Source organism: Brevibacillus choshinensis (assembly GCF_001420695.1).
Classification (GTDB): domain Bacteria; phylum Bacillota; class Bacilli; order Brevibacillales; family Brevibacillaceae; genus Brevibacillus; species Brevibacillus choshinensis.
In genome coordinates, this window is sequence record NZ_LJJB01000010.1 from 951,275 (window position 1) to 972,879 (window position 21,605).

Annotated in this window: 20 protein-coding genes; 8 read left to right on the plus strand and 12 right to left on the minus strand. The window is 50.0% G+C overall.

Annotation, left to right across the window (positions count from 1 at the left end):
- Nucleotides 1–17: 17 nt before the first annotated feature.
- Nucleotides 18–1,106, minus strand: a complete 1,089-nt coding sequence (locus AN963_RS14810; protein WP_055745324.1) for a quinone-dependent dihydroorotate dehydrogenase — start codon at nt 1,104–1,106, stop codon at nt 18–20.
- Nucleotides 1,107–1,251: 145 nt separating this feature from the next.
- Here AN963_RS14810 and AN963_RS14815 point away from each other — a divergent pair, with 145 nt between their 5' ends.
- Genes AN963_RS14815 through AN963_RS14825 form a run of 3 tightly spaced genes read left to right on the plus strand, consistent with a single transcriptional unit; the run spans nt 1,252 to nt 4,896 of the window.
- On the plus strand, nt 1,252–2,352 hold the full coding sequence (locus AN963_RS14815; RefSeq protein WP_055745325.1) for a GerAB/ArcD/ProY family transporter: 1,101 nt from the start codon (nt 1,252–1,254) through the stop codon (nt 2,350–2,352).
- On the plus strand, nt 2,342–3,724 hold the full coding sequence (locus AN963_RS14820; RefSeq protein ID WP_055745326.1) for a spore germination protein: 1,383 nt from the start codon (nt 2,342–2,344) through the stop codon (nt 3,722–3,724). Before AN963_RS14815 ends, AN963_RS14820 begins: the two co-directional genes overlap by 11 nt.
- The gene (locus AN963_RS14825) at nt 3,721–4,896 is read left to right on the plus strand and encodes a Ger(x)C family spore germination protein (protein WP_055745327.1); all 1,176 of its coding nucleotides are present in this window, start codon (nt 3,721–3,723) and stop codon (nt 4,894–4,896) included. Before AN963_RS14820 ends, AN963_RS14825 begins: the two co-directional genes overlap by 4 nt.
- A 63-nt stretch (nt 4,897–4,959) precedes the next feature.
- On the opposite strand, the gene ald is transcribed toward AN963_RS14825, so the two are convergent.
- The 3 genes from ald to AN963_RS14840 form a co-directional block, all read right to left on the minus strand.
- Nucleotides 4,960–6,084: an alanine dehydrogenase gene (gene ald / locus AN963_RS14830; RefSeq protein ID WP_055745328.1), complete on the minus strand. Its 1,125-nt coding sequence runs from the start codon at nt 6,082–6,084 to the stop codon at nt 4,960–4,962.
- A gap of 129 nt (nt 6,085–6,213) precedes the next feature.
- Nucleotides 6,214–7,449, minus strand: coding sequence for a PucR family transcriptional regulator (locus AN963_RS32670; RefSeq protein ID WP_055745329.1), 1,236 nt, complete (start codon nt 7,447–7,449; stop codon nt 6,214–6,216).
- Nucleotides 7,450–7,497: 48 nt separating this feature from the next.
- Entirely contained in the window at nt 7,498–8,046 is a 549-nt protein-coding gene (locus tag AN963_RS14840; RefSeq protein WP_055745330.1) for a helix-turn-helix domain-containing protein, read from the minus strand.
- A 255-nt stretch (nt 8,047–8,301) separates the two neighbouring features.
- Between AN963_RS14840 and AN963_RS14845 the strand changes: the two genes are divergently transcribed.
- A complete protein-coding gene (locus AN963_RS14845; RefSeq protein WP_055745331.1) occupies nt 8,302–9,291 on the plus strand; it encodes an ornithine cyclodeaminase family protein in 990 nt (329 codons plus the stop codon).
- Nucleotides 9,292–9,362: 71 nt separating this feature from the next.
- On the opposite strand, the gene AN963_RS14850 is transcribed toward AN963_RS14845, so the two are convergent.
- Both AN963_RS14850 and AN963_RS31350 read right to left on the minus strand, forming a co-directional pair.
- On the minus strand, nt 9,363–9,716 hold the full coding sequence (locus tag AN963_RS14850; protein WP_055745332.1) for a response regulator: 354 nt from the start codon (nt 9,714–9,716) through the stop codon (nt 9,363–9,365).
- A 160-nt stretch (nt 9,717–9,876) separates the two neighbouring features.
- Nucleotides 9,877–10,080 carry a hypothetical protein gene (locus AN963_RS31350; protein ID WP_055745333.1) on the minus strand — a complete coding sequence of 68 codons (204 nt, stop codon included), beginning with the start codon at nt 10,078–10,080 and terminating at the stop codon, nt 9,877–9,879.
- Nucleotides 10,081–10,241: 161 nt separating this feature from the next.
- Here AN963_RS31350 and AN963_RS14860 point away from each other — a divergent pair, with 161 nt between their 5' ends.
- The 3 genes from AN963_RS14860 (at nt 10,242) to AN963_RS14870 (ending at nt 13,561) form a co-directional block, all read left to right on the plus strand.
- Nucleotides 10,242–10,595 carry a hypothetical protein gene (locus tag AN963_RS14860; protein WP_055745334.1) on the plus strand — a complete coding sequence of 118 codons (354 nt, stop codon included), beginning with the start codon at nt 10,242–10,244 and terminating at the stop codon, nt 10,593–10,595.
- Between the two features lie 132 nt (nt 10,596–10,727).
- Nucleotides 10,728–11,735, plus strand: a complete 1,008-nt coding sequence (locus tag AN963_RS14865) for a BMP family ABC transporter substrate-binding protein (protein WP_055745335.1) — start codon at nt 10,728–10,730, stop codon at nt 11,733–11,735.
- Between the two features lie 5 nt (nt 11,736–11,740).
- Nucleotides 11,741–13,561, plus strand: coding sequence for a sensor histidine kinase (locus tag AN963_RS14870; protein ID WP_055745336.1), 1,821 nt, complete (start codon nt 11,741–11,743; stop codon nt 13,559–13,561).
- On the opposite strand, the gene AN963_RS14875 is transcribed toward AN963_RS14870, so the two are convergent.
- Both AN963_RS14875 and AN963_RS14880 read right to left on the minus strand, forming a co-directional pair.
- Nucleotides 13,527–14,375, minus strand: a complete 849-nt coding sequence (locus AN963_RS14875; RefSeq protein ID WP_055745337.1) for an alpha/beta hydrolase family protein — start codon at nt 14,373–14,375, stop codon at nt 13,527–13,529. The genes AN963_RS14870 and AN963_RS14875 overlap by 35 nt on opposite strands.
- Nucleotides 14,372–15,259: a LysR family transcriptional regulator gene (locus tag AN963_RS14880; protein WP_055745338.1), complete on the minus strand. Its 888-nt coding sequence runs from the start codon at nt 15,257–15,259 to the stop codon at nt 14,372–14,374. The genes AN963_RS14875 and AN963_RS14880 overlap by 4 nt, the downstream gene beginning before the upstream one ends.
- Before the next feature lie 112 nt (nt 15,260–15,371).
- Between AN963_RS14880 and AN963_RS14885 the strand changes: the two genes are divergently transcribed.
- A complete protein-coding gene (locus AN963_RS14885; RefSeq protein ID WP_055745339.1) occupies nt 15,372–15,791 on the plus strand; it encodes a rhodanese-like domain-containing protein in 420 nt (139 codons plus the stop codon).
- 67 nt (nt 15,792–15,858) lie between these two features.
- Here AN963_RS14885 and AN963_RS14890 read toward each other — a convergent pair whose 3' ends face one another.
- From AN963_RS14890 to AN963_RS14905, 4 genes are all read right to left on the minus strand, one after another.
- On the minus strand, nt 15,859–16,272 hold the full coding sequence (locus tag AN963_RS14890) for a S1 RNA-binding domain-containing protein (RefSeq protein WP_055745340.1): 414 nt from the start codon (nt 16,270–16,272) through the stop codon (nt 15,859–15,861).
- 163 nt (nt 16,273–16,435) lie between these two features.
- On the minus strand, nt 16,436–16,930 hold the full coding sequence (locus AN963_RS14895) for a VanZ family protein (RefSeq protein WP_055745341.1): 495 nt from the start codon (nt 16,928–16,930) through the stop codon (nt 16,436–16,438).
- A gap of 74 nt (nt 16,931–17,004) precedes the next feature.
- Nucleotides 17,005–20,262 (minus strand): efflux RND transporter permease subunit, encoded by a 3,258-nt coding sequence (locus AN963_RS14900; RefSeq protein ID WP_055745342.1) that lies wholly within the window; start codon nt 20,260–20,262, stop codon nt 17,005–17,007.
- A complete protein-coding gene (locus tag AN963_RS14905; RefSeq protein WP_055745343.1) occupies nt 20,255–21,493 on the minus strand; it encodes an efflux RND transporter periplasmic adaptor subunit in 1,239 nt (412 codons plus the stop codon). Before AN963_RS14905 ends, AN963_RS14900 begins: the two co-directional genes overlap by 8 nt.
- Between the last annotated feature and the right edge of the window lie 112 nt (nt 21,494–21,605).

Consider the following 21,605-nt stretch of genomic DNA (forward strand, 5'->3'; position numbering starts at 1 on the left):
TTCACGAATCGGTTTCATTATTTCGCGTCTACACCGACCACTTCGCTGATGTGAGAAAAACCGTCCCTCTCCATCAACCGCAGTAACTGCTTATTGATTTGTTTGACGATGCCCGGTCCTTGATAAATCATCCCAGTGTACACCTGCACCAGACTCGCACCCGCTCGAATCTTGTTGTAGGCATCTTCACCAGTGTAAATACCGCCGACGCCCACGATCGGAACTTTGTCGCCCACTTCCTGGTAAATCTGCTTTACCCAAGCCGTAGAGCGTTCCGTCAACGGTTTTCCGCTCAAGCCTCCCGCCTCATCCGCTTTTGGATGGTTGGCGACAGCCTCACGGGACAGTGTCGTATTCGTAGCGATGATGCCGGAAATGCCTTCTTCTACCGCAGCATGAACGACATCGTGCATCTGCTCGTCCGACATGTCTGGTGCTACCTTCAAGAGAATCGGTTTTTTCTTTACACCGCGCATTTCCATGTCTGCTGCTTTTTCTCTAACAGCACGGACAAGCACGCGCAAGCTCTCCGTCTCCTGCAAATCACGTAGATTTGGTGTGTTCGGGGAGCTGATGTTAATGACGAAATAATGGCCATATGCATACAGCATGTCCATACATTTGCTATAGTCGCTGGCCGCTTCTTCATTTGGTGTGACCTTGTTCTTCCCGATATTAATGCCTATCGGTACATCGGAATAGGCAAAGTCCACCAGATGCTGAGAGGCCAGATAAGCTCCGAGGTTATTAAAGCCCATCCGGTTAATGACGGCTTGGTGTTCAGGCAAGCGAAACAGTCTCGGCTTCGGATTGCCCGGCTGTCCTTGCGGCGTAAGCGTCCCGACCTCTACAAACCCGAATCCAAGTGCACCAAGCGCATGATACACTTCCGCATTTTTGTCAAAACCCGCTGCCAGACCGACTGGATTCGGGAACTTGAGGCCCCACACATTCGTTTCCAGGCGTTCGTCTCGCAATTGATAGATCATCTTCAGTAACGTTTTGCCCGGAGCGGAATCCTCTGCCAGCTTCAGGGCGTGAATGGTTTTTTCATGAATCTCTTCAGGGTCCTGCTGAAACAGATACTTGCGTATAAGCTGATACATCGTGGCTGCACTCCTCACTCCGTTTTGCCTCATTGTAGAATACCACATTTTCTTAGGGTGGGTAACCTTTATCCGTGATACATATTTCCAAGTGAGCAGGTAAATCCTAGCAGTACCACCATCATGGAGGTGACGATGAACCGATATGAAAGTGGACGGGAAAATCGGAATTGGCCAAGCAATCATGACCATGATGCTGACCATCGGAATTACCAATCACGTTACTGTCATCCCGCTTCTGCTCAGCGAAGCCAAAAGAGATTCTTGGTTGAGTGTTCTCGGAGCAGCCATCCCATTTTTGGGTTGGGCATGCATGCTTGCATTCATAAACACCCGTATCGATCAGCAATCGCTTAGTCACTGGCTCAAACGTACAAGCGGAAAATTTGTCAGCTACCTTATTCTGATCCCGATCCTTTTGTCTCTGTATCTCATGGCACTTGTTCATTTAATTGATACACAAACTTGGACCACAGTGAATTATTTACCGCTTACGCCTGAGTGGATGACTGCTTTCATTTTGATTGCCATCTGTATCATCGCATCACTCGGGGGTATTGGTCCTCTAGGCATGACATCCGCGATCTTGCTCCCGATCGTGGCTATGCTTGGTTTTTTTGTTGCTTTTGGAAACGTGCCAAAAAAAGACTATAGCCTCATGCTTCCTGTTTTTCAGCATGGTGTAACTCCGATTCTGCACGGAATGATTTACGCGGGTGGCGGATTCGCTGAATTGGTGCTCCTTCTCTTACTTCAGCATCACGTGAGAAAACCTTTGCGACTCGTTCATTTCGTTACCATGATTATCATTACCGTCATCCTTACTTTAAGCCCTCTTACCGGTGCGATCTCCGAATTTGGCCCTATCGAATCCTCCCGCCAGCGGTTCCCTGCCTTTGAACAATGGCGACTGCTGACGATCGGAAAAGACATTGAGAACATGGAGTTTTTCGCAATATTCCAGTGGCTGTCGGGCTCTTTCATTCGGATCTCGCTTTGCCTATTGCTGATGGCAGAAATATTGGAAGTACGAACCCGTAAAGCTCGTGCTCTCGTGTTGCTGGTACTGGGAGGAAGCATGATCGCCATCACAAGCCTTCCTTTTAGCGACATGGCGTTTGTTGGATTTTTGACCGACGTATATTACCCTCTCTATCTAATCGTAGTTGTCGTCGTTACACTTGCAGTTGCTGGACTTGCCCTGAGGAAACGTAGCAGAGAGGGGAACGCTGACCATGACGCGTGAGGAAGAGATTCTGAGTTTGTTCTCCCACTGTTCTGATGTAGTGGTTATGCGCTTTGTCACGAACGAGAACCAACCAATGCTTCTTGTCTACTGTCAGGGACTTGTCGACCTGAAACAAATGCAAGAAGTCGTGCTCCCTCAACTCAACAGAGATTTGTCTCAAGGTGACATCCGTTCTCTCCCCCTCTCCTTTCTTGTCGATGATCAGGACCTGTGGGTGGATCGATTGTTTGCCGGGGATCTTCTGCTATTTTTGGGTGAAGCACCTCCCTTTGCATGGGATATATCCAATCGTCCACAGAGGACTACCGAAGAAGCAAATACCGAAGTATCGATCAAAGGGCCGCGGGACGGGTTCACCGAAGACCTTTCTGCCAACGTCGCCCTCATCCGCAAGCGGTTGCGGACACTCACCCTCTCCTATGAGGATTTTACGCTCGGTACCCGTTCCCGTACGAGAGTTGCTCTTCTCTACATGCGAGATAGCGCTCCTCCAGACCTCATAGAGGACATTCGGGAGCGTTTACGTGGTAGCCAATCGAAGAAAAACGTAAACAGCGCCATTTTGGAGAAGCAGCTGAGTGACCGAACGTATTCTTTATTTCCACTCGTTGACTACACTGGACGTCCAGACTACTCCATTTTCATGCTGATGCAAGGAAAAGCCATTGTATTGGTCGACGGATCGCCGGTGGCATTGATTGCCCCTGTCACCCTGCTGGAGCTGATCAAGTCTCCCGAGGACGACCAATATCCCATCGTCTATGTATGGATGGAACGCATTCTTCGTCTCGGTGGCATTTGGATCTCTGTCTTCCTGCCCGGTTTCTGGATCGCGCTCTCCTCTTACAATATTGAGGAGTTTCCTTTTCAGCTATTGGCGACCGTTACTCAAGGAAGAAAAGGTCTTCCGTTCTCCGCGCCCATGGAATTGTTAGGCGTTTTGTTTATCTTCGAATTTTTACGTGAAGCTGGCGCCAGGCTCCCAAAGACTGTCGGACAAACGCTTGCACTCGTGGGCGCACTCATCATCGGAGATGCCTCGATTCGTGCTGGGTTTACTTCCCCTTCGATGCTCTTCATTGGATCGCTCACAGTCGTCGCTTCCTTTACCTTGATCAACCAATCGTTAAGTGGTGCCGTTACTTGTGCTCGTTTCTTCGTATTTTTGCTTTCTGCGACAGTGGGCACTTACGGCTTTGTGATCAGCATCATTACGATCATCTACTATTTGTCCACCTTGACCTCTTTCGGGAGACCTTACTTGCTACTCCAGTCTTCCAATATTCTTTCTACGCTGTATATCGCTTTATTTCGACCACTTATTATTATCTTCAAGCAAAGCAAGAAAAAAGGAAGGGATGTCAGTTGAGACGCAAATGGATGGCTAGCGTCTTGGTCATTTGCTCGCTCACCCTACTCAGCGGTTGCTGGGATCAGAAATCTATTCAAGATATGATTTACCTGTCTGCAATCGGAGTCGATTATGTCGATAACGAATACGTGATTTACGCCCAGTCGTCCGATCTCGCCAGTGTTGCCAAGCAGGAAGCTCCTTCGGGCGGAGTTTCTCCCCCCGCTGTCGTTTCGATCGGTCGAGGGGAGACGTTGCAAAACGCCATAGACAATCTACAAAAAAACTCACAGGTTCCCCTATTTAACGGCTTCGTTTCCTCTCTGATCTATCATGAGCGGATATTGAAAAAAGATATTTTGCCAACCTACGACATTTTGAATCGCTATGGCCTTTTCCGCTACACCAAATGGGTGTTTGGCACGCGAGAACCGCTTCAGGACATACTGAGCAACCACTCCTTGACAGGGTTCTCACCGTTGATTTCCCTGCTGCATCAGCCTCATGAAGTCTACAAACAGCGCTCTTTCATTGAACCCATTCAGTTCTACAAGTTTATATCTCGCTACTGGGAGCCCGGCAATACGATCATTCTGCCGAACATCACGATTCACAAGAAATCATGGAAAGAAAACAACAAGTTCGTCTCTCGCCTCTCGATCGATGGCATCCATGCCATTCACCGGGGTCAATGGGAAGGTTTCTTCTCAAATACCGACCTGCTGGGTCTGCGGTGGTTGAACCCGCATACTGAGTTTGGATCCATAATCATTCGAGTTAAGGACAAGCCCCGAGCGACATTGCGAGTCAAGAATGTAAGCGTGGACATCCTACCCGTTCAATTGGGAGAAAAGCCTCGCTTCCATGTAACCGTTCGTTTAAAGGGCTTTGTCCGTGAACTCATGAGCAAAATCTCTGTGGAAGAGATCAAGATGGTTGCTGAAAAGGAGGTTGCGGAGCAAATACGGGAAACTTTTTTGAAAGGAGTCGAACGCGGAACTGATCTGTACGGCTTTGAAGAAGTGCTGTACAGAAGAGATATTAACGCTTGGAAGCAATTTGCCAAAAACCACGCGAACAAGATATCAGCAGATGCTCTCGAAGGTGTGACTGTAAACGTCTACCTGAGTGATTCCGGGAAAATGAAAAAAAACTGGTATCAGTATCCGGATGATCTGCTTCCGAAATGACCATACACGTAAAAACAGCCTGCCCCTTATGCGAAGGGCAGGCTGTTGGCTTATTTGGTTGACTTAGTTTTTCACCAAGAGTACTTCTTCTACAGAAGCATATGGCAGGTTATGTGCATCAGCAACTGCTTTGTAGCTTACTTTGCCATCGATGACGTTTACGCCTTTTGCGAGCGCTTTGTTGTCGCGGATTGCTTGCGCATAGCCTTTGTTTGCCAGTTGAACTGCGTAAGGAACCGTTACGTTGGTCAAAGCCAGAGTAGATGTACGAGCGACTGCACCCGGCATATTTGCTACTGCATAGTGGATGACGCCGTGTTTTTCATACGTTGGGTTGTCGTGAGTCGTGATGCGATCTACCGTTTCAATCGAACCACCTTGGTCAATCGCTACGTCTACGATAACGGAGCCTGGAGTCATGTCTTTTACCATATCCTCGGTTACGAGGCGAGGAGCACGAGCACCAGGGATCAGAACCGCACCTACCAGCAGGTCAGCCTTTTTCACCGCGCTAGCGATGTTGAAGGAGTTGGAGATCAGTGTTTGTACGCGACCTTGGAACAGGTCATCCAATTGACGCAGACGGTCTGCGTTTACGTCGAGAATTGTCACGTTTGCACCCAGTCCAAGTGCCATTTTCGCTGCGTTTGTTCCTACGATACCACCGCCAATTACGACAACTTCGCCTTTTGGCACACCTGGTACGCCACCGAGCAGAACGCCTTTTCCGCCATATTGTTTTTCCAGGAATTGTGCACCGATTTGTACGGACATACGGCCCGCAACTTCAGACATTGGCATCAGAAGCGGCAATGCGCCATTGTCGAGCTGGATGGTTTCATAAGCTATTGCCACTACTTTTTTCTCCATCAGAGCACGAGTGAGCTCAGGTTCTGGAGCCAAGTGCAGATATGTGAAGAGAATCAGACCTTCGCGGAAATAGCCGTACTCGGAAGGAAGTGGTTCTTTTACTTTCATGACCATGTCGACAGCCCATGCTTCTGCTGCGGTTTCTACGATCTTCGCACCTTGTGCGGAATAGTCTTCATTGGTAAAGTTGCTACCTTTACCTGCATTGTTTTCTACGACAACGCTGTGTCCGTTTTGTACCAGCGCTGCTACACCTGCAGGGGTGATTGCTACGCGGTTTTCGTTGTTTTTAATTTCTTTTGGAATTCCGACGATCATGATAGGTAGTCCTCCTTGGAAACGCCGATTTAATAAGATTGGTATCATTGTACAGCGTTTTTTGCATGCGCTTCCTTGGGGATTCCTTTAATCTTGCCGTCCTCTTATTTGTGAATATCCACAAACGAACTATTGTTCGCTATTTAACTTCGCCATTTTCAGCTCCAAATAAAGAGCGGCACGCTGGTTCATATTCTCCAGATCCACCCGTACGATCTCTTCAATTCTACGGAGTCGGTAGCTCAACGTATTGATGTGGACGTGCAGCCTCTGGGCGGTCACATTGACTTTGCCTGCAGCATCGAGAAACGTCTCCAGTGTCTCCAGCATCGCCGTCTGATTGTCTCTGTCGTACTGCTTGAGCTTTTCGATCCTCTCGTTGCGGTACCCTTGCTCCTCTTCCCATTGCTTTACCTGCAGCAGATAGCGATATATGCCCAGCTCGTGATACCCGTGGATGCCCTCCGTTTCCCGCGGAAATAGTTTTTTCACCTTTACCGCGTGGAGTGCTTCCCTGTAGCTTTTCACAATATCCGTATACGTCTTGTACCCCAGCCCATATCCCGCGGTGACCTGACCTTCACTGACGTGCGCCTCCAGCTTTTCCAGAGAGTCGGCCAGAAACTGCTCCACTTTTCGAATCAACACGTCGTTTTGTTCTTTCTTCGTCTCGGTCAATCCGATCAGCAAAATGATTTGCGAGCCGTCCACGACCCAGTACAGCTTGTCGCGCATCAATAAAGGATACAAATACTGGTCGAGCCTCGCACCTGATGCTTCGACGATACAAATCAGGTAAGAGGTGGGCAATTGCATCTGCAAGCTGTCTGCTTTTTGTCGGATCGCAGTCTCGCTGCTGTGATTGCCAAGTAATAGCTCCCAGAGGAACTCTTTTCGCCGCTGTTCCTCTGCCTTTCGTTTTCCCTGGCGCTGCATGAGTCGAGCAACAGCGGCTCGTGCAGCCTGGCGCAGGATTTCATCGTCATCTGCCGTGATCGGACGGTTTACCTCTTGCGCCCAGATATAGCCTAACACGTCATTGCTGCGCCTGATCGCGATCGCTACGCGCTTGCCCAGCCCAATCTCGTCCTTGGCCGGTACGTGCACGGGATCGTCCTGAGTCAAGAGCGCCTGAAATACACCGTCTTTCCACAAGCGGGTCAATACTTTCTCTGGCACTCTCCGCCCCATGATCGTCGACCAGCGCGCCTGATCTGTACTCTCCCCATGCGAGCTGTATGCTATCAATTTATGGTCAGCATCCTCGATTGTAATGGGATTTTGCAGGAGCTCTCCAATCACATCGGCTAGTTCATCGATATCAGCATGCTGATACTGCTGAAAAAAATTCGGTTGAAGAGACACATTTCCACCTCAGATATGAAAGATGATAGCGAAGGGTAAAGGACCCGCTCATGCTTTGTGCATGGAGTTGACACAGAGAAATCTGACCCGTTCCGAAGTCCGGTTAAACCAGTTGTGAGGTGTAGAAGATTCCATATGAATGCTGTCGCCCGGATAGAGATCGTACTCCTCGTCCCCGAGCAGCAAAGTAAGAACCCCTTCTAAAACGTATACAAACTCCTGGCCTTTGTGCACAAAGGGAGTACCCTTTTCGTCATGCGGCTGGAGCGTGACCAAAATCGGCTCCATGGAGGGATTGGCAAGATCACCAGACAGGTCTTCGTAGACAAAGGGAGCCAAGTGTGACCGCTCTGGTTCGTGACTCCCTCTTCGCAGCAAGGTTTTGGATTGTGCAGGCTCATCCGCGAAAAAATAACTCGGACTGACCTCAAGTGCCTCTGATATTTTTTTTAATGACTCCAGAGTGATCGATGACTTTCCTCTCTCCACCTGTGACAAAAAGCTTATCGACAGTTCCGTTTTTTCTGATATTTGCTTAAGTGTCTTTTTTTTGCCGACACGCAATGCTTTAATGAGTTTTCCCAAGTTGGATTCCATCAGTAATACCTCGAAATAGCAGGATAACTCTATCATACTCCTTGGTTGTCAAAGGTGCAAAGCTTTCGCCAGCCCTTCCCCTTTCTTGTAAAAGCGATAGGGGGAAGCTGTCCTGATCATTTTTCCTATTGCTACCGTTCCTCTTACAACTTATAATTTTTACAAATCTCCTACCACATTCGTGGTTTTTTCATGCTTATTAATTGAAGTGACACTTCACTTTTTAATTTCAGATCTTCAGGAAGGAAGGATCACATGCTCATCTTGACCCGAGAGGATATCCAACGCATCTATACCATGAAAGAATGCTTGTGCGATGTAGAGAAAGTATTCCGTGATCATACGGAAGGACATGTGGTGACACCTGTGCGTACAGCCATTGATCATCCCAAATACGGAGCGACCAGCTTGTACATGCCCTCGTATCTAGAGTCCGATGATTACGTAGCCGTGAAGATCATCAGCATCTTTCCAGAAAACCATGCACATGGGATCAAGTCCCTCCAGAGCGTGATTCTCTTGACGGAGGCCAAAACCGGTCAGCATGTCGCGATGATGGATGCGAGCCTGCTTACGGTAATGCGCACAGGTGCCAGCACCGGAGTGGCTACCAAGTACTTGGCCAAGGAAGATGCTTCGAGCTGCGCCGTGCTCGGTTGTGGCGCACAGTCACTGGGACAAATACAGGCAGTGATGGAAGTCCGTCAGCTGACACAGATCGTCCTGTACAACCGCACGAGAGCCAAGGCGGACGAACTGAAGGAAACACTCCTCGCCTATTATCCGGAATGGCACGGAGAGATCACGGTCGTGGAAGACGCAAATGAAGCAGTGGAGAAAGCTGATATTGTGATCTGCAGTACAAAAGCGACTGCTCCACTCTTTGATGGTGCACGTCTGCGACCTGGCACTCACGTCAACGCAATCGGTGCTTTCCTCCCACATATGCAGGAGGTCGATCTGACGACGGTGCTCCAAAGTAGCAAGGTCGTCGTCGATACCGAAGAAGGCGCTCTGCACGAAGCGGGCGATCTGCTCATCCCGGTCAGCAAAGGTGAATGGAGCTTTGATGAACTGTACGCAGAGCTGGGTGAAATCGTGACGGGCAAAAAAGTGGGTCGCGAGCATGCAGACGAAATTACGTTGTACAAATCAGTAGGGATTGCTTATCTGGATACTGCTGTGGCGAAGACCGTCTATGAGCGGGCGTTGGTGGCTGGTGTGGGGACAAGCATTTCCCTCTAATCTGGGGAGCTTCCAAGCAAAAAGTACGACCGCCATTCCTTTCAAAGGATCGGCGGTCGGTTCATTTCATCCTATAGAATACGGGTGATCGCATCTAGAATCTGTTCTTTCTGGAATGGCTTGACGATAAAGTCACGTGCCCCTTTTTTCATGGCTTCGAGGACCTTTTGCCTGTGACCGATCGCTGAACAGATCAGCACCTTGGCATTGCCATCATAATCCAGAATCTCTTCCATCGCGTCGATCCCGTGCATCTCTGGCATCGTGATATCCATCGTCACGATGTCAGGCTTTAGTAATTTGTATTTTTCAATTGCCTCCAAACCGTTGCTAGCCTCGCCACAGATCTCGTGTTGTCCACCCACCATGTCAGTCAGCATACGTCTCGTGAAGGCAGCATCGTCTACAATCAGCACTCGGGCCATGATGTCCAATCCCCTTCGCTTCCATACTCACATCTTCTTTCTACTTTTGCAGAAATAGCTGAGCTTGTCCACGAGAGATAATGACTTCTTTTGTCGAACCTAAAGGCAAGCTGTCGAACTTTTTCAAAAACCTCGCTTTTCTCTGTTTTTCAAGCTGATTCTACCAGATCTTCGGTGGAACAAATCCAATATGTTGGATGACAGCTCCTGTGGCTTCCCCTTCTGCATGACCTGCTGTATCGCTGGATGCAAGCGGACTGTCCGGTTTGGGATGCGGAGTCGTCTCGCCAATCTCAGGTATTTCTACTTGTCTCACTTCATCTGGAATCTCTATTTGCGGCATTTCAATCTGATCATTTTCCATGTTCCATTATCCTCCTTTTTTTCGTAGCAACTTATTTTTTTATCCTGCCCCAGTGTCATCTCAGCATTCCTCTGTATGTTCCTCTTGCTGTTGGACATACTTTGAAGGGACTTGAGAACCCATTCGTTATGAAAAAACCGCATGTTCTGGAGGAGATGCAGATGCATACACGTCAACACCACGAACTGGCTTTCGCTCATCAACAGCACGCACAACTGCACCGCTACCACGCTGAGTCTCATCAGCAGCAAGCCATGTTCCACCACCAACAAGCCACGTTCCATCAGAACCAAGCCATCAACCAACCTGCGTACAACGAAAAGGCAACGGCCTTCAACAACCAAGTATCTCCGGCCGCTCTCGTCTATCAGGGACACGTTTCTCCACAAGCCATTCAATCCCTGAACCAATACTTTACTCCGTACCCGCAGCCTAATCCGAACATGTCCATGTCACCGCAGATCGCGCATACAACGGACAATCAGAATTCTTTGCAACGTGGAACCAAATTTTAATACGACCGACAAAGAACCCGCGTATTTGTACGCGGGTTTCCTCTTTTTTTCAGCAGGATTTTTCCTTCCCACTATAGAAGTCTGTTCAATTGCGGTTATTTTTCTTTTTCTAAATCACTGGAGGAATCATCCATGCCCAAACTGCACCCATTCCCCGTCCTATTTACCGGTTTGGTCGCTGGGTTGCTATTGCTCATTACGAGCCAATTTCTCATCAGCATGACACATCTTCAAGTCATAAATGAACGAGGACATTCTACAGACAAGCTCCGGGTCGCTTTGCTTCTCGAAGGCCCTACATACGACCAGGGCTGGAACAGCAGTGCACTAGAGAGCATGAAGGAACTTCAGAAGAGGTTTGGATTCTCACTAGAAATCGCTAACAACCTTAAACCTGATCAGTTAAAGGCTGCAGCCACCAAGTACGCGTCCAATGACTACGACTTGATTCTCGGCCATGGCGTTATTTTCTCAGATCCTTTTACACAAGTGGCACGGTCTTATCCGAATACCCGCTTTGTCTCCTTTAATGGCGAAGCACCGTATCCCAATCAAACGACAATTCGTTACGACATGAAGCCAACAGGCTATCTGGTCGGCATGTTTGCGGCCAAAATGTCTCGTACGGGAAAGGTCGGCTACATCCTCGTGGACAAGCCCCCTGAATTTGCTCAAGTCAACGGATTCCAGGAGGGTGTCAAAAAAGCCTCCCCACACACGAATGTCGTCATAGGAAAAGTGCCGGACTTTAATGACATCGCGGGCGCTGTACGCACCACACGGGAAATGATTGCCCAAGGGGTAGATGTCATCTACACCACAGGCGACAGCTTCAACCTGGAAGTGATCACGGAAGCACAGCGAGCCAAAGTCTACACCATCGGGTATATCGCAGACCAGCGATACATTGCCCCTGATTACGTCCTTGCCTCGATGGTACAGGATGTGCGCCAGTGCTATCGCATCATCATGGAGCAATTTACACAGAACAAGCTTCCGAGCGGGAAAGTCATGTACGGCTTGGGAGAAGGCGTCAATCAGTTCAGTCCTTTTGGTCCCATGGTTCCACAAAAGATTCGGGAAGAAATAGACAGGGAGTTGAAACAGCTCCTTCAACACCCTGTTTCGTTTGGAGGATAGTCCGTATGTCAGTGCTTACTAATCTGGGATTCCAGAAAAAAATGATGCTCAGCTATCTTGTGATGATGCTCTTGATCGGTTGCGTGACCAGCTTGTTCAGCTACCAAATGACCAAAGTCACTTCGGACGAGATGCATTTGACCCAAAGTATCTTGCCGCAGACAAGCGCCCTCTTGGAAGTCAAAAATCAGATCTACACGAAAACGTACTCGTTGAAGACGTATACGCTCACACGCGATCAGTCTTACCTGGACGATTACTACACCAATCTCATTGATACATCGCGCTTTGCTGGCATTCCTCATACGGAAGAAAACAGCGAGCTTTTTACCATCATCGAGTCCATCTCGAAGCTGGATTTTTTGTTTTTGAACAAGATCAATCCGCTGCTAAAGGCAGGCAACGTACCTGCCGTCAGCTATGTACTCTCGCATGAGGTTCAACCGCTGATAGATCAGCTGGAACGAGACCTTTCCTTTTCCCTGAATCAACTGGAGTACAAGACGAATAAAGAATTCCAGAGTACAAACGACAGCATCAAAGTCTCTTTGATCCTGACCTATTCGGTATCTGTCGCTTCCATCTTGTTCGGTTTGTTTTGCACCTTTTACTTTCGCAATCAGCTGCTACGCCCTATCCAGTCCCTGATGCAGCAGGTCCGTGAAGTATCAAAAGGAACGTTTGGCCAACAGATCGTCTACAAGCATCAGGACGAGTTTTCCGAACTCGCTGCCGAATTCAACAAGATGTCCACGAACATCGCAACCTTGTTTGCACAGGATAAAGCGCAACGCCAGGTATTAATCGAGGAGAGAAACGTGCGTGAGCAAATCCTCAACTCTCTCCCTGTCGGTATTATTACGCGACCTTACGTTTCCGTGGATGTCCACGTGAACCGTCTGGCAAAGCATCTGGTGAAGCTGGATGCCAACGGGTACCCAGTGATGAAGGACTCCGCTACTCTATGGGAAGGCGCGGGAAATTCCCCCTGGTTTGTGAACCGGAAAATGACCCTGTTGAAGCACGACGAGACACCTTTCACTGCTTTGGTATCCTATATCCCCCTGCACAACCACCAACATGAGCATGAGACCGGTTGGATGGTCGCCCTCCTGGATATTACTGAGCAGGAGCAAGTGCAGGAATACTTGAATCAATCGGAAAAGCTGGCCATGGTCGGGCAGCTGGCAGCCGGAGCCGCGCATGAAATTCGCAATCCGCTGACCGTCATTTACGGCTTCATCCAGCTTTTGCAGCAGCGACTGTCTAATCAGGAGCAGGAACGTCACTATTTGCCACTCATCTTGCAGGAAATCGAACGGGTCAATCGAATCGTCACGGAGCTGTTGATGCTTTCCAAACCGTCTTTACCGAATTATCGCGAGGTCAAACTCGCAGAAGTGTTTCATTCGATTCTGCCTTTGATGAAAGCAGAGGCGTTGCTGCATGGCATTGAAATCGTCGACCGATGCGATTCGGATACGCGCATTCACGTTGATGTAGAGCAGTTGAAGCAGATCCTCCTCAATTTGATGAAAAACAGCATCGAAGCCATGAAAGAAGGCGGCATTCTCACTGTCGAGAGCCGCCTGGACGAACATGCTGTACACCTTCATGTGCGTGATACGGGAGATGGCATATCGCCAGAATATCTTGTCCGTATTTTTGACCCGTTTTTCTCTTTAAAAGAAGAAGGAACCGGTCTCGGATTGCCAATCTCCCGCAGAATGGTGGAAAACCACGGAGGAGACATTCAAGTAAACAGCAAGCTGGGAGAAGGGACAGAAATCATTATCTCGTTGCCTCTCCAGCCTCACTTGCCTTAGCGTAATCGGTCTCCTTTTGGATGCTTTCCAAGCGCTCCTGGCCTTTTTCATCCAGCCAGGCAAACATACGGCGTGTATACGTCTCCATATCTGTTCCTTGAAACAAGTGGCTGGCACCTTCCGCCAGCCATATTTCATGTGGCTTCCCTGCCTCGCTCAACGAATGTTCCAGTCTGTGCGCGTGTTCGACGCCTACATTTTCGTCCGCGGTTCCATGGATGATCAGGACGGGGCAGGCAATTTCTTCGATTCGATACAAGGGAGTGCGTTCTCGATAGGCGTCCTCTTGTTTGCGCGGATGGCCGACAATCCGACGAAGCATACGTCGTAAATCCACTCGTTCCTCATAGGTCAAAAGGAGATCACTCACCCCGCTCCACACTACGGCTGAAAGCAAACCTTCGCATTCCATCGCAGCGAATAGCGCCATGATCCCCCCGCGGGAAAACCCATAGACACTGATTCGCTTCTGATCGACTTCCGGCATTTGACGCAGCAGCTCGTACGCCGCAAACACATCGTGGCGATCTGCTCCCCCAAATTCATCCCTGCCTTCCCCACCTTCGTTGCCCCGGTAATGGGGAGCGAGTACGATATAGCCAAACGAAGCCATTTGACTGATTCTCTCTGGTCGTACCTTCCCGACACCTCGAATACCGCCTCGACAATAGAGCAGGGCAGGCATGGGCTCTTTCTTTTGAGAGTATGTTTCTGGAATCGCAAGTGCTGCCTTGACGAGCAGGCCCTGGCTGTAATAGCTGACGGTATAAAGCAGGACGCCCGGAACGACTGACTCTTCCGGAGTCATCGTCATAAGCTCCCCCCTCCCTCACTTGTAACGTTCTGAATCCATTGTTCCAACGCCTGCGAAAGCCATTTCTTTTTGTGATAGACCACCTGAATGAAAAACGGCGGCTTGTCAGTGTGAAACGGAACTGCCCGAAGCGAGCCTTCCCTGATTTCTTTTTCGACTGCCATTTGCGGCAGTAACGCTGCTCCTAAACCGCATCGAACACACTGCTTGATCGCCTCCGGGTTGCTAAACTGGCAGGCGATCCTGTGCGCGACTCCTTCATCCCGTAATGTTTCGAGCAGCATCCCCCGATACGTACAGCCCTCTTCCGTTACAATCAAGGACTCGTCTTGGAGGTCGTGAACAGTGATTGCCAGAGTTGAAGCTAACTGGTGATCAGGAGGCATGACAATCACGAGCTCCTCCTCGCGCACCACACGTGTGACTAAATCGTCATCCGTGCAAAGCCTATCAAAAATGAAACCAACATCCACCAAGCCTTCTCTAATTTGCTGCAGGATAGTGTCTTCGCTCCCTGTCTGCAAAATCAGATCCACATCTGGGAACGATTGACGGAACATCTGTAAATGCGGCGGGAGATAAAAAGCAGCCAGGGTGTCGATGGTAGCGATGCGGATCGGTCCGCTCAGTTGACGGCTCACGACATCTTTAGATTCCCCATAGAGGCGAATCAATTCTTTGGCATACGGCAGCAAAACTTCCCCTGCCTGCGTCAAGCGCAGCTTTCTGCCAAATCTCTCGAACAACGGCGCTCCGTACGACTGTTCCAGCTTTTGCATCTGTGCGGTCACGGTTGGCTGCGCGTACCCCAGTTCTTCCGCCGCCCGCGTAAAGCTGCCCCATCTGGCGACTTCGCGAAATGTATGCAGATAGACCAGCTCCATGTGATGACCTCCCATAGAAATAAGTAATGCATTTCATCGAATAGTATAGATAACTCTGATGATAACTACCATGCTACGCTATAGTCATCCCATCGATCAAGGAGGAAGTATTATGTCTCTCGTTTTACAAACCCCAGCCGCCACTGCTGATCAGGCTGCCCGTCATTTTCTCGACAAGCTTTCTGTGGAAACGGATGTGTCTGACGTCTGGAACGACCTGCATCATGGAGTAACCGGCTTTCAGGTCGTCGATGTCCGCAGTGAAAAAGCCTATCAGGAATGCCATGTTCCCGGTGCTATCCATCTACCTCATCCAGCGATCTCCTCGGAAACAACAGCTGCGCTCGATCGCGACAAGCTCATCGTCGTGTATTGCTGGAGTCCCGCATGCAACGGTGCCACCAAAGGAGCAGCCAAACTCGCGGCTCTCGGCTTTCGGGTCAAGGAAATGCTGGGAGGAATCGAATATTGGCGCCGGGAAGGACATCCCGTAGAAGGTGGTCTGGGGACTACTGCTCCGTTGATCGGATAGAGCAAAAAAATAGAAAAAGGACGGGTCAATGGATCCCGTCCTTTTACGTATAGCGTTATCGCAAGGCTTAGTAGCCGCGTTTTGCATTCTTTTTGTTAATTGTTGCAAGGTTCTCTTCGCTATGCTTCATCCATTTTTTCATCTTGTCCTCGAAGGAACCTGCGTTATCCCGCTTTGCATTTCCTCCGCGGTCGCCTCCACGATATCCACCGCCACGGCGCTCTTCACGTTCCGGACGCTCAGGCGCTGGGAGTGCTGCGCGAACCGAAAGCGAGATTTTGCCTGCATCATCAATGGAGAGAACTTTAACCTTTACTTGTGCTCCAACGGTAAAGTGATCATTGATATCCTTTACAAAACCGTTTGCTACTTGGGAAATGTGGACCAGCCCCTGCTCGGTTTCGCTGACTGCTACGAACATCCCAAACGGTTTAATCGCTGTCACTTTTCCCTCGATGATGCTTCCCACTTGTACTGCCATCCAGTTTGCACTCCTTTTATCATTTCCGAAAAATGGTGAGAACCTCAACCCGAAGCCTCATTCTCCTAGTATAACAGAGAAATTCAAATACTGAAAAGCCTATTCTTTCTCGATAAACACATAGGAGAAGCGTACTCCCCTTAGAGGTTGAGCACCATTTCTATTATGACATGGTTTTTCTGGAATACAAGTAGACAATCGTTACCACTACTAACATACACACCGAACCGGAGGCATCCAACAGCACATCTCCGACCATTCCCGTGCGATCCGGAGTGAATGTTTGATGCCATTCATCGAGCACCGCGACCAACAAGCTAAAAAAGGCACTCCAGGGCAAAGCAACTGGAAAGGAAAGCCGATGGCGGAAAACGCGATAAAAGCTTAGGGCGAGCACGGCGAAGACAGAAAAATGGGTAGCCTTGCGCAGGAAAAATTCGATGAATCCCCCAATCCCTTTTTCCTCCACACTGATTTCCTTACCCGCGTACTGGAACGACCAGTCTGCCATGCGGTCTCCCCAATTGTTTTCTCCCGCCATCTCCGAAAGCTTGCCCCGCATGTCTTGCTTGTAGTAGGGCGTGGACGACGAGATGAATAGTCCTATGAGGACGGCGGCCAACAGAATGTAGTCAAAGAGCTTGCTATATCGGCGCACTTGGGTCTCCTCCCTCGTTTCTCTTCCTATTTACTTATCTTAACATGAGATTGGACGAAAAACCGACGCCACCCTTATTGGTTAGCGTCGGTCGCTTGTGCCGGCAGAGGCAGGAAGTCTTCTCTGGACAAGTCTTTTGGAGGTTGAGCATTTGAGCCCCCTCTGTCGGAGAGTAGCTCTTTCCTTCGTTGTTTGAGCCAACGTTTGCGTTCTCTCACATCTTGCTTGCGTACTCTTTCGTTCTCCCACCAGACCTGGATGCGCTCTAGAACGATTGGGAGGGTGAGCTCGGTCTTTGTCGCTTGCGACCACTCCGTAGCATGGTGTATGCCTGGTACAAGGACAATAGCAGCAAATGCTGCGAGCAGAGTTCCGAAAAGAAGGGTGCAAGCAAAGGAAGCGAACGGATCCACTCCTGCCCCCCATCCGAAAGAAAGTGGCAGACTAGCGATCAAGACGGAGGCGAAGACAGTCCATTGGCTGGCTAGAGCTCGCCCAAAGCCAGAGCGGACCGCATCCCATATCGAAGTCTCTTCTCCCTCTCCCCTCGCTGCAAACATATCATCTAGCAAGACGAGCGCTTGCTGCAGCAGGATCGCGCCAGCTCCCATCATGCCGTAAAAGGCCATTCCGTTCATCGGTCGATCCATGATCAGTAATCCCACTAAGACAGCTCCCGACAGGACTGGCAAGATTACCAGGGCCAGCAATCCGTCACGCTTCCTGCGCTGCAAGAGAAGACTCGCTACTAGAACGGTGGCGATGAGCCCTGTGGTAACGAGCACACGCCCACTCCAGTCTACTTTGTCCGTTTGCTCTTCCTTCAGTTTTTTCAGCTCATCTGCGTTCAAAATGGAATATCCTTCGGGAATGATCATCGTCTTTTGCATCCGCAAAGGCAAGACATAGGATAGCGAGTCAATCCGTCCCGCATCCCGAACGGCGCTGCTTACCGTAAAGACGTACAGGCCATCCTCGCGCTGATAAACAAGCGGCACTTTCCCGACCTGCCAATGGACGAGGTCTCCCAGATGAACTTTTCCCGCTGGCGTGCGGATCAAAATGTTTTTCACCTGATCGGGATGCTCCATCCACTTGTCTGGAAAGCGCACCACTACAGGTACACTTTGCTCGTTCCAGTAGACGCTCCCCGCTGACTTTTCCCCTAGATAGCTTTCCAATTGCTTTTTAATCTCTGCTTCGGATACCCGATACCGTGCCAGCATGTCCGCTTTGGGACGGATTTCGATGATGGTATTCTCTGAGCCTTCTCCGATTCTTTCATCGGTAATGATCTCTCGTCCGTCTTCATCACGTGACGTGTACTTTTGCAGCTGAGTCAGTACTTCCTGTGCGATTCCTTGCGTCGTGAGCAAGGAGGGTCCCTTCACAGTAAATTCTAGACGCGTCTTCATATCCTCACTCACGACAAACGCGAACGGGTCCGTCCCCGGAATGTCTCGAAGGCGTTTGTCCAGTTCCTTTTCCAGATCCGCGAGCGTCATCGTCCAGTCGTACCTGTCTGCCAGCTTTAGATGCAGCGACAGTCTATCCTTGGATGCCACCGTATACACATCGTTAATTTCAGCGAGTTCACGCAATCGTTCGTCAGCGATTTGGGACGCTCTCATCGCATCATCCACGCTGCTTCCTTGAACCATTTCCAACGTGAGCGTCTTATCATTGGTCGCCAGTTTCCCATATTCATCAACCATCACGAAAGAATGGAGCAGTACGACCAAAAGAAGAGAGGCAACGAGTGTAATCCCGTAAGGTAAATACCCTTGCTTCACGAAGCGCTCCCAGCGTTTCCATAAGTAGCCTGTCGCCTTTCCTGGACTACGAGCTTGACGAATAGGCTGAGCTGACAAACCTGGTAGCCACGTTCCTGCTAATACCGGAGTGATGAATCCATAGACGAGGACGAGAGCTACTGTACCCAGTACGAGCACAGGCCAAGCATCGTAAAGCACGATCCGGTCTCTTCCTTCGAGCAAATCGGTCAGCATCAGACCTGTCCAGCACGCCGCTAGGATCACAACCCCGAGTAAGAGCGGCTTCAGCAGCTTCCATGACTCCTGCAAACTGATGGGAAAAGAATTCCCTTTTTGCCGCCTCAATCGCTGAACAAGCGCAGACCCAGCACCCGTGTACAACAGGGAAAAGACGATGACCGGGCCAATCGAGGTATAGGTCAGCGGGATTCCCGTGAGCCACATGCCCCCCAAAGTACAACCAGTCGCCATGACGACCGCCAGTAACGAGAGCAGTGAAACTCCCACGCTCCTCTGGGAAACGTAGAGGAGCACCGAGCATGCTACTGCAGCAAGTGCCGCGAGCAAAGTGAACTGCCAGACCGCACCCGCGAGAGGCCCGGCGTGGTCGTCAAACAGATCGATCCTGTATTTGCCACCAGCTGCTTCGTTCAATTCGCGTATCGCTTCGGCAGCCTGCGTACGCATCGAGGGAACCTGTCCCACATCAGCAGCCAAAAGGGTAATTCCTACCGCAGGTGAGCCGCGATAGACACTCACTTCGTCTCCTTTACTGCCTCGCAAATCGCGAATGTCCGCCAGTGTTTTCAACGTGACGTATCCTTGATCCGTCGCAATCAATTGCTTGCCCAAGCCTTGTGGCCCTTCCGTCATGCTGGACCAGAGAAAGGATGCCTGATCCTTGTTTTGGCCTACGGTTCCCATCTGTTCGTCGATCACGTCTCCTGGGAGCTGATCGAGGACATCGCCTGGTGTCAGCCCGTACGCGAGCAGCATGGAAGGACGGAATAAAATGTCTACTTGTTTTTGGACCGAGCTGTCATCGATCTCTACACGTGCGATACCGGGCAGGCTGATAAGCTTTTCGTACACGGTGTAATGGGCCACATCTGATAACGTCTGTACATCGTTGCCGTGCAGCAGGTAAAACCCGATTCGATTCTCATTCAGATTGTCTTGATTGATGCTCCACTGCTTAACGGGGAGCTGCTTTGTCACTTCACTCAGTTTCTTTTCCAAACGTTCCTTATAATCAGACCCGATGCGTTCAGTGGTCTCTACGGTGACGGACGCAGAGCCTGGATGTGACTCGGACGTAATCGTAAGCGCGTTCCCAACCGCTCGGACAGATTCCTCTACTGGCCGAGTGACCGTCTCGTCGATCTTGCCAGTTGTCAATCCCGGAACGGTCAAATGAATCGTGTAGACTGGTACCGGACGATCCGGAAAAGTGGTAATGTCCATCCGAATCACAGCGCCAATCCCCAGCAGGCAGCAAACGACTGCGAGAAGACGTGCCAAAGCGGGAACTATGGATACAAACGACCGATTACTCATCAGCCACCTTCACCGCCTCGCCATCTACCAGATAAGAAAGTCCTGATCCTACGATCTGATCGCCTACTTCCAGTCCTTCCACTACCTCGTAGAACGTTCCATGGATGGCTCCCACTTTGATCGGAGTCTTTTCCACTGTATTTTCAATGATTTTCAACACGTAGTTTTCTTCTTCGGAAATCCCCACGCTGCTGACAGGCACGAGAGCAACATCCTTCGACTCCAGTGCGTACTGACAGGTAACCGTCATGCCGCCCTTCCAATTGACATCACTTCCCGTAACGGTCACCTCTACCGGGTACGTGCCCAATCCTTGATCCATGACTGGCGAGACGAATGTGACTTTCCCCTCTGCCTGACTGCCATCTGGCGCTTTCACTGTGACAGCAGCCCCTGCTTGCCAGCTGCTAATCTGCTCGCTCTCCACTTGCAGCTTGACCAGCCATTGCGATGTGTCCACGAGTCGGATGACTTCGCTGCCCGGACCTGTCTGCTCGGACTGTGCCTGTGGAATTGCTGCCACTACACCAGAGAAGGGAGCTTTCAACACGGCGTCAGCCGCTTCCTGTTTGGCCCGAGTCAACTGGACATTGGCCTGCTGTACTTCTGCGTTGGCCTCCTCCACATCTAATCGATCCGCACCCTTTAACAGCTTTCCGTAAGCGACTTCCTCTTCTTGCAAATCCAGCTTGGTCTGCCGTTCAGCCAGGGCGAGTCTGTCCATCTCATCTTTGGAAATGGCTCCACCTGCGTATAGCACCTTGGCTTGCGCATGCTCCTGCTCTGCCTTTGCAGCTGTCTGTTTCGCCTTTTCCACCTGCAGCTTTTGCGTCTGCAGTTCATGAGTCTCTGGTCCCTGTGCGGCTTTGCTGCGACGAATATTCGCACTCGCCACTTGCCCCTGGGCAGCATTTACTCCTTGCTGCAGGGCTGCAGCGTCCAGTGTAGCCAATGTTTGACCCGCCTTGACGCTCGCTCCCTTTTGAACCAAGATCTGTGCAATTTTACCTGATGCCCCGAAAGATAGAGCCAATTCCTGACGTGGTGTCACTACGCCAGATACCTCCATCGTCAAAGCATCCTGACTTTGTTCAACCGTTATTGCATTGACCGTCTTGACCTTGATGACGGTCTCCTCATCGTTTTTCTTCAACTGGGCGATTTCGCTGTCCAGCTTTTCGCAGCCCGTGAGCAAGAGGGCTACTATTGAAAGACTGATCCATTTTTTCATACCATACACCCCTGCTGCCCCGCGTATTTCGCCTCATGTTTCTTCCAAATAACAATAATAATTGGCAAAATATATTTTACAGAATAAACACAGTAGTTGTACCACTTTTCTG